Annotated in this window: 13 protein-coding genes and 1 riboswitch; of the genes, 10 read left to right on the top strand and 3 right to left on the bottom strand. The window is 72.2% G+C overall.

Translation table 11 applies throughout. The features are described from left to right. Positions 1-309 precede the first annotated feature (309 nt). The 3 genes from P3X83_RS08505 to P3X83_RS08495 all read right to left on the bottom strand — a co-directional run bounded on the left by P3X83_RS08505 (position 310) and on the right by P3X83_RS08495 (position 3,931). Entirely contained in the window at positions 310-1,770 is a 1,461-nt protein-coding gene (locus P3X83_RS08505) for a peptidoglycan-binding domain-containing protein (protein ID WP_277304329.1), read from the bottom strand. A 407-nt stretch (positions 1,771-2,177) separates the two neighbouring features. Continuing rightward, entirely contained in the window at positions 2,178-3,467 is a 1,290-nt protein-coding gene (locus tag P3X83_RS08500) for an ArsB/NhaD family transporter (protein WP_277304328.1), read from the bottom strand. Between the two features lie 233 nt (positions 3,468-3,700). Then, positions 3,701-3,931: a hypothetical protein gene (locus tag P3X83_RS08495; RefSeq protein ID WP_277304327.1), complete on the bottom strand. Its 231-nt coding sequence runs from the start codon at positions 3,929-3,931 to the stop codon at positions 3,701-3,703. A gap of 375 nt (positions 3,932-4,306) precedes the next feature. Here P3X83_RS08495 and P3X83_RS08490 point away from each other — a divergent pair, with 375 nt between their 5' ends. The 10 genes from P3X83_RS08490 to P3X83_RS08445 all read left to right on the top strand — a co-directional run bounded on the left by P3X83_RS08490 (position 4,307) and on the right by P3X83_RS08445 (position 13,388). Beyond that, entirely contained in the window at positions 4,307-5,254 is a 948-nt protein-coding gene (locus P3X83_RS08490; RefSeq protein ID WP_277304326.1) for a sensor histidine kinase, read from the top strand. Between the two features lie 2 nt (positions 5,255-5,256). After that, positions 5,257-5,919 carry a response regulator transcription factor gene (locus tag P3X83_RS08485; protein ID WP_277304325.1) on the top strand — a complete coding sequence of 221 codons (663 nt, stop codon included), beginning with the start codon at positions 5,257-5,259 and terminating at the stop codon, positions 5,917-5,919. Between the two features lie 96 nt (positions 5,920-6,015). Continuing rightward, a complete protein-coding gene (paaI, locus tag P3X83_RS08480; protein WP_277304324.1) occupies positions 6,016-6,408 on the top strand; it encodes a hydroxyphenylacetyl-CoA thioesterase PaaI in 393 nt (130 codons plus the stop codon). A gap of 74 nt (positions 6,409-6,482) precedes the next feature. Further along, positions 6,483-7,430 (top strand): GlxA family transcriptional regulator, encoded by a 948-nt coding sequence (locus P3X83_RS08475; RefSeq protein ID WP_277304323.1) that lies wholly within the window; start codon positions 6,483-6,485, stop codon positions 7,428-7,430. Between the two features lie 58 nt (positions 7,431-7,488). Further along, complete coding sequence (locus P3X83_RS08470) at positions 7,489-8,103, top strand: HD domain-containing protein (RefSeq protein ID WP_277304322.1); 615 nt, start codon at positions 7,489-7,491, stop codon at positions 8,101-8,103. 10 nt (positions 8,104-8,113) lie between these two features. Further along, positions 8,114-8,305 carry a hypothetical protein gene (locus P3X83_RS08465; RefSeq protein ID WP_277304321.1) on the top strand — a complete coding sequence of 64 codons (192 nt, stop codon included), beginning with the start codon at positions 8,114-8,116 and terminating at the stop codon, positions 8,303-8,305. Between the two features lie 132 nt (positions 8,306-8,437). Next, on the top strand, positions 8,438-10,219 hold the full coding sequence (locus tag P3X83_RS08460) for an endonuclease/exonuclease/phosphatase family protein (RefSeq protein WP_277304320.1): 1,782 nt from the start codon (positions 8,438-8,440) through the stop codon (positions 10,217-10,219). Positions 10,220-10,256: 37 nt separating this feature from the next. Continuing rightward, a riboswitch (glycine riboswitch) is annotated at positions 10,257-10,354 on the top strand. 146 nt (positions 10,355-10,500) lie between these two features. Then, entirely contained in the window at positions 10,501-11,592 is a 1,092-nt protein-coding gene (gcvT, locus tag P3X83_RS08455; protein WP_277304319.1) for a glycine cleavage system aminomethyltransferase GcvT, read from the top strand. Then, a complete protein-coding gene (gcvH, locus tag P3X83_RS08450; protein ID WP_277304318.1) occupies positions 11,589-11,978 on the top strand; it encodes a glycine cleavage system protein GcvH in 390 nt (129 codons plus the stop codon). Before gcvT ends, gcvH begins: the two co-directional genes overlap by 4 nt. 33 nt (positions 11,979-12,011) lie before the next feature. Beyond that, complete coding sequence (locus P3X83_RS08445) at positions 12,012-13,388, top strand: L-serine ammonia-lyase (protein WP_277304317.1); 1,377 nt, start codon at positions 12,012-12,014, stop codon at positions 13,386-13,388. Positions 13,389-13,505 lie beyond the last annotated feature (117 nt).

Below are 13,505 nucleotides of genomic sequence, written 5' to 3'. Positions count from 1 at the left end.
TTGTCGTCCTCGATGGTCGTCCGCAGTTGGCATGCGTCATGCAGCCGCCGACGACCGGCCGCTCTCGCCCGGAGGCAGTGGGAGGGAAGGAGAACCATCGGCCGACGGCACCGCGATTCTAAGTGGGGGTACGGCGGAAAGCTCCAACTCCACCAGCAACCGGCATTAACGATTCTTCGTCAGAAAGGCCCATACATAATGGGGGTCACCGGCCGCCATTTCCTGGCGTCACGCATGGTGGTTACCAGAGATATCGCTAAATGCGGCAAATTATCCTGAAACCATCAAAATCGCTGTGGCCGGTTGCGGTCAGAGCATGCCGTAGCCCTGCGTGGGGAGCGGTCCCGGGCGGCACTTCCAGTGCCGGAAGTCGCCGGTGCGCCGCCACACGGCGTGGGCCGCCTGGATGTTCCACTCCGGGTCCAGGGCCTGCGCGTACATGACACGGGCGCGGAACAGCTCCAGGTCGGTGAACTGGAACACCCCCCAGCGGCGGGCCCCCGGCTCCTCTCCCTTCTGCACCCACATGTGGTCGCCGCTGGAAAGGCACCTGGCCAGTTCCACGGCCTTCTGCGCGTCGCGGGCGAAAACCTCCCTGATCCGGGACTCGACCTTGACCGCCGACCAGCGCGGGATGTGCAGGGGGCGCGGCGATCGCAACGCGTCCCAGGTCTCCCGATCGGTGATCCCCGACGAGGTGAGCCCGGCGTACGCCTGGAAGGCCATGACGCGCATCTCGGTGAGAGGGCCGTACCAGGAGTCGGCGGGCAGGTCGAAACCGCGCCGGCGTAACTGGGCCTGCAGCTCCTGCACGCAGGGACCTGTGGCGCCTTGGACGAGCGTGCGGACACACCCGCCCGTCTCCGGGAGGCCTTCCATCGGTGTCGCCCCGACGGAACTTCCCCCCAACGCCATCAGCACGGAGAGCCCGATCGCCACGAGCACTCCCTGCCTCCCCCGCTCACCGAGCAGGAACCGCCACACCTTCCCCGCATCCCGGGCCCCCCACCCGGCTCTCACCCCCTCGTGAGCGTCCAGCACATCGCGGTCCCCCACCTCGCCGTCGCCGTTCGCGTCACGCGTCGCACCACTTCGGGTGCCCCCTGTACCCGCGCCACGGCCCACAGCAGGTAGGCCCTCAGGCATCGCCCCGCCGCCCCGCACGCCACTACCGGCGGCACCCGCGTCGCCGCCACCAGCCCCAGCGGCGGCCGGGCCGCCGACCGCAGGCCCCGACAGCAGGCCGTCCACGCCGCCGCCTGGCCCCGGCCGCAGGCCGCTCCCCGCCGTATCCATGTCCACGCCCCGGCCGTCACCGGGCTCCGCGGTGGCCGGGCCACCGGCCGCGTTCATCGGCGGCAGGCCGGCCACGCCGCCGCCCGTGGGTCGGCCACGGGCGGCGCCGTCCGCCGTGGGGCCGGTTGCGGCGGAGCGGCCGACCGGCCGGGCGCCACCCCAGGCGGCGGTGGAGGGGGGTGGGGTGACGGCGGCCACGGCGAGGTGGCGGCGGGCCTCCATCCAGTGAACGGCGGCCTCCGGGGAGCAGCCGCAGGCGCGGGTGAAGGCGCGGAGGAGTTCCTCGCGGGGGAGGCGGTCCCGGTGGAGAGCGGCCACCAGGGTGCTGTGCGGGAGGACGTCGCCCGCGGCCTCGGCCTTGCGCTCAAGTTGCCGGAAGGTCTGGCCGGAATACGCCCGCAGCCGTCGCATCTCCGCCACGAACTCGGCCGGGGTTCCCGCCCGCCACGGGTCGGGTGACTCGTCGGACTTCATCGGTGCTCGCCGCTCCTCCGGTCGTGATCGGCCGGCCGCGGGACCGGCCCGGCCGCCGCCGAACGGGTGCTGACCTGTGTGGACAGATCAGACCAGAGCGGACCGGCGCCGAGCCTTGTCCCCGCCGCGGGCCACGGCCCAAGCTGTCGGCGGAGGCCGGCGCACCGGCGCTCCGCACTCGCATTCTGGCGAGTGGCCGACACACACGCCACCCGGACGCCCGTCACTGCGATCTACGGGAGACGAGGAGCGGCATGCGGCGCGCCGGACCGCCGGGATCGGGGAACCGCCGTCACCGCCTGCCCGACGAGCCGGCGTCGCCAGTACGCGGGGGCGCGACGCCCGCAGGAAAGACCCCCGGGCCCGAGCGAGATGGGCCCGGGGGCGCTTCTCCCCCAGCGGAGTGGTCAGATCATGAAGTAGCGCAGCCAGATGTAACCCCACGCGAGCAGGGCGCTGATCGCCGTGACCACGATTCCGTACTTGGTGAACTGCCAGAAGCTGATCCGGTGGCCGGTCCTGGCGGCGATGCCGATCGCGACCACGTTCGCGCTGGCCGCCACGGCGGTGCCGTTGCCGCCGAAGTCGGCGCCGAAGGCGAACGCCCACCACAGCGCCTGCCCGGTGTTCGCGTCCGGGACCTGCGCGACCAGGCCCTCCACGATCGGGGCCATCGCGGCGACATATGGGATGTTGTCGAAGAACGCCCCCAGCACGGTGGAACCGAACAGCAGCGCGGTGGCCGCCAGGAAGTAGTCGTCGCCGAGCGCCTGGATGACCCAGGTGCCGATGGTCTCGATGACGCCGGTGTGCACCAGCCCCGCGACCAACACGAACAGGCCCATGAAGAAGACCAGCGTGGGCCACTCGACCTCGCGCAGCACGTCGGAGACCTCGGTGCGGGCCACCAGGATCATGACCCCCGCCCCGACCAGGGCGATGATCGACGGCTCGATGTGGAACACCGAGTGCAGGCCGAAGCCCACGATCACCCCGCCCAGCACCAACAGGCACCGGAGCAGGAGCCGGGGGTCGGTGATGGCCCGCTTCTCCTGGAGCGCCATCACGGCCGCCACCCGCTCGGGGTTGTAGATGAACGAATCGCGGAACAGCACCCGGCTGAGCAGCACGAACACGGTGAAGATGACCACGACGGCCGGGGCCATGTGCACCAGGAAGTCGTTGAACGTGAGCCCGGCCCGGCTGCCGATGATGATGTTGGGAGGGTCGCCGATCAGCGTAGCGGCGCCGCCGATGTTGGAGGCCAGCACCTCGGCGATCAGGTACGGCTGCGCCGGGATCTTGAGCCGGTCGCAGACCATCACCGTCACCGGGGCGACCAGCATGATCGTCGTGACGTTGTCCAGGAACGGCGACGCCACGGCGGTGATCGCCATCAGCATGACCATCAGCCGGTACGGCCGGCCCTGGGACTTCTTCGCCGCCCAGATGGCCAGATAGTCGAACAGTCCGGTCTGCTTGATCACCCCGACGATCACCATCATCCCGAAGAGCAGGAAGATGACGTTCCAGTCGATGCCCGCGTGTTCTGAGAAGAACACCTGGGCGCCCGGGATGAGCCCGAGGACCGCCATCGCGCCCGCCGCGATGAGGACGACCTTTACCTTGTCCACCTTCTCGGTCGCGATGTAGAAGAAGGCGACCAGGAAGATGCCGAGTGAGGCGAACGCGGTCAACGGCCCGGCCCTGGCGGTCCGGTCCGGTCCGTCACGGCGCCGTGAGCGGCGCGGCTCGAAGCACGAGCGCGGGCATGGGCGAATGCATGGGCATGAGTGTGAGGCGTTCGGCCGTCTGATGAGGACGACCGCGCGGCGAAGCGGTACACGAGGACCTCCGGAAATGCGCGCGCTGAAAGGTCACGGGCCGCGGATCCGGCCCGTATCTGGTAAGTCGTGCTTCGGGGGCGGGGTCAGCCGCCGCTGCCGCTGATCGCCAGGCTGGTGAGCAGGCGCTCCAGGGGGATCGCGCCGACCAGTACGCCGTCGGTGTCCACGACGGCGACGAGCGGGCTGTGCAGTCTGGCCATCAGGGCGGCCACTTCGAGCAGGCGCACCCGGCGCCGCACGGGGCGGCCGCCGGTCGTGGTCGCCTCGGGCCCGCCGGGACCGTCCTGTACGGCGGGCCGCGCACGGCGGGGCACCCGACCCCGGCCCGGCGGCGCTCACGGCCCCTACGCCTCCCAACTGCGTAAAGTGTCCGTGGCCCCAGTCTGTCCCGGAATCGCCGCCCGCCGCCATTGGGTCCAGCACCCATACCGGCCTGGGTAGAACGTGTAGAGAAAAGGCGAATTGATGGGGTCAGGCCCGTATGGACAACCGGGGGCCGCTACGAAGAGGCTGGGTTGATGAGCGACGCGGAGGGCGGGGGCGGCGGAGGCGGCGCGGACACCCCCGGCAACGGTACGCGCGGAACGAGAGGTGGCGCACACGTCCCCCGCGACGGTACATCCGAAACGGACCGAACGCGGGGAGGTGGGGAGCGTGGGGCACGACCGGCGCAGGCGCTGTTCCGCCGGGTGTTCGTGATCAACGGGCTGGTCTTCGCGCTGGGGACCCTCACGCTCGCCGTGTCCCCCGCGACGGTGTCCTCGCCCGTGCTGCTGGCCGAGGTGCCCATCCTGATCGTCGGGCTGGCCCTGATCCTCGGGGCCAACGCGCTGCTGCTGCGCCGTAGCCTGGCACCGCTGGACGCGCTCACCACGCTGATGGAGCGGGTCGATCTGCTGCGCGCCGGAGACCGTCTCACCGACAGCGGCAACGGCGACCTCACCCGCCTGATCGACACCTTCAACGGGATGCTCGACCGGCTGGAGGCCGAGCGCAGCGCGAGCAGCGCGCACGCGCTGGCCGCGCAGGAGGGCGAGCGCAAGCGCATCGCCAGGGAGCTGCACGACGAGATCGGGCAGAGCCTCACGGTGGTCCTGCTGAGCCTGAAGCACACGCTGGGCCGCGCCCCGGCGGAGTTGCGGCCGGAGCTGCTGGCCGTGCAGGAGACGGTCCGGGGCAGCCTGGACGAGGTGCGCCAGGTCGCCCGGCGGCTGCGGCCGGGCGTGCTGGAGGACCTTGGCCTGCAGAGCGCGCTGAGCGCGCTCACCAACGACCTGGCCGAGGCGGGCGGGGTCGAGGTGACCCGGACGATCGACCCGGACCTTCCGGAGATGAGCGACGAGGTGGAACTCGTCTTGTACAGGATCGCCCAGGAAGGGCTGACCAATGTGGCCCGCCACGCGCAGGCGGGCCACGTGCGGCTGTCACTGCGGGCGGAGGCCGGCGGGCTGGTGCTGCGGGTCACCGACGACGGGCGCGGCGGGGCCAGGCCGGACGGCGCGGGCGTCCGCGGCATGCGGGAGCGCGCCCTGCTGATCGGCGCCCGCCTGACCGTGACGTCCCCGCCGGGCGAGGGCACCGATGTCCGGCTGGTGGTGCCCGCCCGGGCCCTCGCAGACCCCGCAGAGCGGAGCTGACCGTGGCAGACGAGCCCATCCCCACGAGGATCCTACTGGCCGACGATCACGCCCTGGTACGGCGCGGCCTGCGCCTGATCCTGGACGCCGAGCCCGACCTCACCGTGGTCGCCGAGGCGGCCAACGGCGCCGAGGCCGTCGAGGCGGCCACCGGCGGCGAGGTGGACCTGGCCGTCCTGGACATCGCGATGCCCCGGATGACCGGGATCCAGGCGGCGCGCGAGATCTCCAGGCGCGCGCCTTCGGTCCGCATCCTGATCCTGTCGATGTACGACAACGAGCAGTACTTCTTCGAGTCCCTCAAGGCGGGGGCGTCCGGATACGTGCTGAAGTCGGTCGCCGACCGGGACCTGCTGGAGGCGTGCCGGGCGGCGATGCGCGGCGAGCCGTTCCTTTACCCGGGGGCCGTCACCGCCCTGGTTCGCGACTACCTGCGCCGGGTCAGGCACGGCGAGCGGATCCCGGAGAGCGTGCTGACGCCGCGCGAGGAGGAGATCGTCAAGCTGATCGCGGAGGGCAACTCGGCCAAGGAGATCGCCGAGACACTGGTGATCAGCGTCAAGACGGTGGACCGGCACCGGGCCAACATCCTGGCCAAGCTCGGCATGCGCGACCGGCTGGACCTGACCCGCTACGCCATCCGGGCCGGGCTCGTCGAACCGTGAGCAGGTGGAGCGTTCCCGCCCTCCCCGGCGTTCCCCCGGCGCGCCCGTGATCTTACGCTGGGGAGATCGGTGCGGAGGCGGCGGCGAGGCGGGGCGATGAACCAGGCACACGACATGTTCGCGGCCGACCGGGCCTCGCGCGCGCTCGGCATCGAGCTGCGCGCGGCGGACGACGGGCGCGCGGAGGCGTGGATGCGCGTGACGCCCGCGATGGTCAACGGGCACGGCGTCGCGCACGGCGGCTACGTCTTCCTGCTGGCCGACACCGCTTTCGCGCTGGCCTGCAACAGCCGCGGCCCGGTGACCGTGGCGGCCGGCGCCGACATCACGTTCGTCCGCCCGGCGCGGGAGGGCGACCTGCTCCGCGCGCTGGCCGAGGAGCGCACCCGGTACGGCAACAGCGGCGTCTACGACGTCACCGTGCACCGAGGCGACGAGGTCATCGCCGAGTTCAGGGGCCGCAGCCGGGTGTTCCGCGCCCCGCGCTGATCTACCGCAGATTGGCGGAAAACGTCATATTCATGTCCTTGCCGCCAAGGCCCCGCACCCGGAAGTCTTGGGGGATGAGCGTCCGACGAGTCGTGTTCGTGGTCTTCCCCGGGTTCCAGATGCTGGATCTGACCGGGCCGCACGAGCTGTTCGTCCAGGCGGGCGGCTACGTGATCGAGACGGTGGCCGCCGAGCCTGGGCCGGTGCCGTCCAGCGGCGGCCTGGCCGTCGGCCCCGTAGGCGCCATCGGCGACTGCCTGGGCCCGATCGACACGCTCGTCGTCGTGGGAGGCACGGGCCGGCAGCAGGCGCGGCACGACCACAAGCTGGTCGGCTGGCTGCGCGACGCGGCGGGCCGTTCGCGGCGGGTCGCGTCAGTGTGCGGGGGCGCGTTCCTGCTGGCCGAGGCCGGGCTGCTGAACGGCAGGCGCGTCGTCACCCACTGGGAGGATTGCGGCACCCTGGCCTCCGCCTACCCCCTGGTCGCCGTCGATCCCGACCCGATCTTCATCAGGGACGGCCACGTGTGGACCTCGGCCGGGATCACCGCCGGCATGGACCTGGCGCTCGCCATGGTCGAGGACGACCTCGGCCCCGAGGTCGCCAGGAAGGTGGCCAGGCAGCTCGTCATGTTCGTCCAGCGGCCGGGCTCCCAGGCCCAGTTCAGCGTCCAGCTCGCCGCGCAGCGCCCGGCCCGGCAGCCGCTGCGGGAGGTCCAGGCGTGGATCGCCGACAACCTGGCCGAGCGGCTGACCGTGCCGCGGCTCGCGGCGCGGGCCGGGATGAGCGAGCGGACGTTCACCCGGGTGTTCGCCACCGAGGTCGGGAGCACGCCCGCCGCCTACGTGGAGGCCACACGGGTGGAGACCGCCAGGCGGCTGCTGGAGACCACCGACGCGACGGTCGAGCGGATCGCGCGCGACTGCGGCTTCGGCACCCCGGAGACCATGTACCGCTGCTTCCGGCGCACGCTGGGCGTCTCGCCGGGGCAGTACCGCGACCGCTTCGCCGAACGCGTCTAGCGACGGCCCGGGGAGTCCCTGTGAAGATCGTCATAACGCCGTCCGAGAGGGTTACGTGATGAGACTGGCCGATATCGAGATCCCGGCGACCGCCGCCGCGCGGGCCGCCCACGAGGTGGCCGCCGCGTACTGCCCGCCCGCGCTGCTGAACCACTCGGTGCGCTCCTACCTGTGGGCCGCCGGATACGCGGGCGCGAACGGCGTCGCGTTCGACGCCGAGCTGCTCTACGTGGCCGCGATGCTGCACGACATCGGGCTGGTGCCGGAGTTCGACGCCCACACGGTGCCGTTCGAGGAGGCGGGCGGGCACGTCGCCTGGGCGTTCGCGGCCGGGGCGGGCTGGCCGCCCGAGCGGCGGAAGCGCGTCTCCGAGGTCATCGTGCGGCACATGTGGGCGGAGGTGGACGTCGCCGAGGACCCGGAGGGCCACCTGCTGGAGCTGTCCACCGCGCTGGACATCTCGGGCCGCCATCCGGAGGCGTTCCCCGCCGGGTTCCGCGCCGAGGTGCTGGCCGGCCACCCCCGCCTCGGGATCTCCAGGGAGTTCCTGGCCTGCTTCTCCGACCAGGCCCGGCGCAAGCCCGGCAGCCTGGCCGCGGAGTTCTTCGCGACGGGCTTCACGGAGCGGATCACCACCAATCCGCTCGATGAGCAGGATGTTTCAGTGATATGACCATTTTGTCATGAATACTCATGACATCGTGGCCGCCTACGTCGCGGACGAGATCGCGCCGCTCCTCGTGGACTGGTCGATCAGCGGCACCACGCCCGTCGGCGTCACCGTGGACATCGGCGGGACGCCGGCCGACCTGGCCAGGCGCGGCGCGGACGGCCGCCGACGTTACGTCATCGACAACCCGTTCGGGGCCGCGTAGTCGTCGCGGGCCGTGCGCCGGAACGCGTTGCGGAGGGCCGGGCGGTCGGTCAACCTGGGAGGGGAGTCATCCCAAAGGGCGATATGCCCCATTTGTCGCCTTTAGTGTCGTATGGGGCTTAAGGTGCCATTCATGCGTATCCGTCCCCCCGGGTCGTCGGGTCCGGCGATCGCGGTCCTCACCGTGCTGACGCTGGAGCTGCTCCGGCTCAGCGGCCCGCTGATCGCCTCGGCCCCAGGCGGGACGCCGGGCGTGGTGGCGGTGGCGCTGCTGGTGTTCACCGCCCCGGCGCTGGCCTGGCCGCTCGTGCGGGCCGCCGGAGACCGGGCGGCCAGGGCGAGCATCGTCTCGGTGGCCGCCCTGGTCGCGGCACGGCTGGCGCTCCAGGCGTTCCCCGGCCCGCCGTACGCGCTCGGGCCGGCGGCCACCGCGCTCGCGCTGATCGCCCTGGTGATCGCGGTCGCCAGGGCCGACGGCGGGGCCGGGGCGGCCGGGCTGCCGACCGGGATCGCGCTCGACGTGGCCGTCCGGTCGCTCTTCTCCACCTGGGACGTGGTCTGGCAGCCGGGATGGCCCGCGTGGCTGGTCACCGGCCTGCTGTGCGCGGCGGCGCTCGCCCTCACCTGGCGGGCTCCGGGCGGAACACTCCAGGCCGGGCCGCGCGCCTGGGTCGCCGGGCCGTTCCTCGGCCTGACGGCGCTCGCCCTTGGCGATCCGGCGTTCGCCGCCGCCCGGTCCGGGCTGCCGCTGCCGGTCGCGGCCGGGACGCTGATCGTCGGCGCGCTGTTCGCCGTCGTCGTGGCCGGGGAGGCCGGGCACACGGCGGCGTTCGGACGGCGCGGCGTCCTGTGGGGCGCGGGGGCGGCCCTCGGCGTCTCGCTCGCCGCCGCGTCGCTCCTCGACGGGCCCGCCGTCCTGGTGGCCCTGGGCGCGGCCCAGCTCTGCGCGGCGGTGCTCCTCGCCCGCGCGCTCACCGGCACGGGGCGCGAGGGCGTCGGCGCGGCGGGGCTCGGCGCGGGCCTGGGCTACGCGCTGACCGTGCTGCCCTGCCAGCACGAGACTCCGGACGGCCTGCCCGCCCTGCTGTGGCCGCTCGCCGCCACGGCGGCGCTGACGCTGGCGGCCGGGGCCGGGCGCGCCCGGCGTGCGCCGCGCGGCATGGTCGCGCACGAGTTCCACCTCGCGGGCGGATGCGCCCTGGCGCTGCTCGCCCCGGTGATCGCACTGGTCACCACCCCCTCCCCCGCCGCCAAGCCGCCGCGCGGCCAGCTCAAACTGCTCTCCTGGAACGTCCACCACGGCCCCGCCCCGGCCGTGGACCCCGAGGCCATCGCCCGGGTGATCGAGGAACGCGACCCCGACGTGGTGCTGCTCCAGGCGGTCGCCAGGGGCCTGCCCGGCGGCGGCGTGGACCTGGCCGAATGGCTGACCCGGCGGCTCGGCCCGGCCACCCGGATCTGGGCCCCGGCGGCCGACCGGCGGACCGGCGACCTGATCCTGGCGCGGGTGCCGCTCACCGAACGGCGGGCGGGCGGCCCGCCGTACGCGGCGCTGTCCTACGCCACCGGCACCGTCACCCTGGACGGCGGGCGCCCGCTCCGCCTGACCACCGCCCACCGCGAGGGGAACGGCCCCCCGATCGGCGCGCTGCCCACCGCCTGGCACGGCGGGCGCCCCGCCGTGATCGCCGGAGACCTCGGCAGCACCGCTCCCGCCGAGAGGCTGGCGCTCACCCGCGCCGGATTCACCCGCGCCGCCCCCCGGACCCCGTCGCCCGACCACGTCTGGGCCACCCGTGACCTGGTCTTCCGCGGCTTCGCCGTACTGGCCCCGGCCACCGCGTCCGGCCGCCGCCCGATGGAGACCACTGTCACGATCGGCGGATCGCGGCCCGGCCGCGTCTCGGGCCCCTAGACCGCCGCCGGTCTTGATAGGCTGGCGCGCGTCGCTGACGATCCCGGCGGGAGAGCGTCCTGGCAGCCGGCCAGGGCCCCTGAAGGAGCAAGCCCTCCCCGCGAACCTCTCAAGGCAAAGGACCGACCGGGTAGGGCGACCTCTGGAAAGCAGCCCGGGCGGAGTCTCCGCCACGGTCTCGCCGAAGGTGAAAGTCCGGTTAAGAACCCGGGCGAAACTCTCAGGCACAGGTGACAGAGGGGGAGGATGCTCACATCCGACTCCTCTGAGGTGCTGCGCACATGTCCCGACCCACGCCATTGCGCGAAGTCCACGAGAACCTCGGTGCCACGCTGACCGACTTCGCCGGCTGGCTCATGCCGTTGCGCTACGGCAGCGAGTCCGCCGAGCACAACGCGGTCCGCACGGCGGCCGGCCTGTTCGACCTGTCGCACATGGGGGAGATCTACGTGACCGGCGCGCGGGCCGGTGACGCCCTCGACCACGCCCTGGTCGGCCATCTCTCCGCGCTCGTCCCGGGCCGCGCCCGATACACCATGATCTGCGCCGCCGACGGCGGCATCCTCGACGACCTCATCGTCTACCGCCTCGGCGACGAGACCTTCATGGTCGTCGCCAACGCCTCCAACTACGAACGGGTCGCCGCCGAGCTGACCGAGCGCTCCGCCGGGTTCGACGCCCAGGTCCAGGACCGCTCCGCCTCGATCGGGCTGATCGCGATCCAGGGCCCGCGCGCCCAGGAGATCCTCAGCACCCTCACCGGCGCCGACCTGGCCGGGCTCAAGTACTACGCGGGCCTGCCCGGGACGGTCGCCGGGATCGAGGTGCTGATCGCGCGCACCGGATACACCGGCGAGGATGGTTTCGAGCTGTTCGTGCCCACCACCGACGCCGTGGCGCTGTGGTACGCGCTGACCAAGGCGGGCGAGCCGTACGGCCTGCGCCCCGCCGGGCTGTCCGCCCGCGACACCCTCCGCCTCGAAGCCGGTATGCCCCTTTACGGCAATGAGTTGTCGCATTCGCTCACCCCCTTCGACGCGGGCCTCGGCCGTGTGGTGAAGTTTGACAAGCCAGGCGATTTCATCGGCAGGGCCGCGCTCGAACGCGCGCGCGACACCCCGCCCCGACGCCGCCTGGTCGGCCTGGTGGCCACGGGCCGCCGGGTGCCCCGGCACGGCTATCCGGTGGTGCTGCGGGAGGACGGGTCCGTCGTGGGCGAGGTGACCAGCGGAGCTCCCTCGCAGACGCTCGGGCGGCCGATCGCCATGGCCTACGTGGACGCCGACGCGCCGGCAGAGCTGGCCGTCGACATCCGCGGCGGACACGAGCCCGTCGAAGTTGTTGATCTGCCTTTCTACAGGAGGAAGAAGTGAGCGAGGTTCCCGAGGAGCTCCAGTACACCAAGGAGCACGAGTGGGTCTCCGGCCTCGAAGACGGCGACCTGGTGACCATCGGCGTCACGGCGTTCGCCGCCGGACAGCTCGGTGACGTGGTGTACGTGCAGATGCCCGAGGTCGGGGCCAATGTCACGGCGGGCGAGTCGGTCGGCGAGGTCGAGTCCACCAAGTCGGTGAACGACATCTTCAGTCCGGTCACCGGCCAGATCACCGCCGTCAACGACGTCGTCTCCGACGACCCGTCGCTGGTCAACAGCGACCCGTACGGAGACGGGTGGCTGTTCCAGGTCCGTGCCGACGGCGACACCTCCGAGCTGCTGACCGCCGCCGAGTACACCGCCCTCACCTCCGGCGACTCCTGACACACCCCAGCACGACAGTTAGGTCACCCCTCGATGGCGATCAGCGTCTTCGACCTGTTCAAGATCGGTATCGGCCCGTCCAGTTCGCACACTGGCGGGCCGATGGCCGCCGCGCACCGGTTCGCGCGCGGCCTGCGCCAAGACGGCCTCCTGCCCAAGGTGGCCACCGTGCGAGCCGTCCTGTACGGCTCGCTCGGCCTGACCGGCAAGGGGCACGGCAGCGACAAGGCCGTCATGCTCGGCCTCTCCGGCGACAAGCCGGAGACGGTCGACGTCGAGACGATCGACGAGCGCCTGGCCGCCATCCGGGCCTCGGGCGTCCTGTCCCTGTACGGCGAGCGGGAGATCCCGTTCGTCACCGGCGACCACCTCGTCTTCGAACGCAAGATCTCCCTGCCCCACCATCCCAACGGGATGCGGTTCACGGCGCTGGACGAGTCCGGCACGCCGCTGCGCGAGAAGGTCTACTACTCCGTCGGCGGCGGCTTCGTCGTGGACGAGGAGGCCACCGGCGCCGACCGGATCAAACCCGACGACACGGTGCTGCCGCACCCCTTCTCCACCGGCGCGGAACTGCTCGCCCAGTGCGCCGAGACGGGCCTTTCGATCTCCGGGCTGATTCTGGAGAACGAGCGGGCCTTCGGCCGTACCCCCGAGCAGATCCACGACCGGCTGCTGGAGTTGTGGCACGTCATGGCCGCGTCCGTGCGGCGCGGCTGCGCCAGCGAGGGCGTGCTGCCCGGCGGGCTGAAGGTCAAGCGGCGGGCGCACCGCCTGCACCGGCGGCTCTCCTCGGAGTCCGCCGAGAAGGACCCGATGCAGATCATGGACTGGGTGACGCTGTTCGCCCTGGCCGTGAACGAGGAGAACGCCGCGGGCGGGCGGATCGTCACCGCGCCCACCAACGGCGCCGCCGGGATCATCCCCGCCGTGCTCACCTACTACGACCGGTTCGTCCCCCAGGCCGACGACGACGGCGTGGTCCGGTTCCTGCTCACCGCGGGCGCGATCGGCGTGCTGTTCAAGGAGAACGCCTCCATCTCCGGCGCGGAGGTCGGCTGCCAGGGAGAGGTCGGCTCGGCCTGCTCGATGGCCGCCGCCGGGCTCACCGAGGTCCTCGGCGGCACCCCCGAGCAGGTGGAGAACGCCGCCGAGATCGGCATCGAGCACAACCTCGGCCTCACCTGCGACCCCATCGGCGGCCTGGTGCAGATCCCCTGCATCGAGCGCAACGCGGTGGCCTCCATCAAGGCCATCACCGCCTCCCGCATCGCGCTGCGCGGCGACGGACGCCATTTCGTCCACCTGGATCGCGCGATCAAGACCATGAAGGACACCGGACGCGACATGCTGGACAAGTACAAGGAGACCAGCCGCGGCGGTCTCGCCGTCAACGTCATCGAGTGCTGAGACGACCCGGCGGCGTGTCATCCGCGTCTAAGATGGTCTGCCTGAAGTGAGCCAGTGAGAACAGTGCAGCCAGGGAGCCACGTGCGCCGCCGGGGCCACGTGAAGCAGGCGAGGCGG

It is taken from the genome of Spongiactinospora sp. TRM90649, assembly GCF_029382225.1.
Classification (GTDB): domain Bacteria; phylum Actinomycetota; class Actinomycetes; order Streptosporangiales; family Streptosporangiaceae; genus Spongiactinospora.
This window is presented reverse-complemented; position numbering and strand designations above follow the sequence as displayed.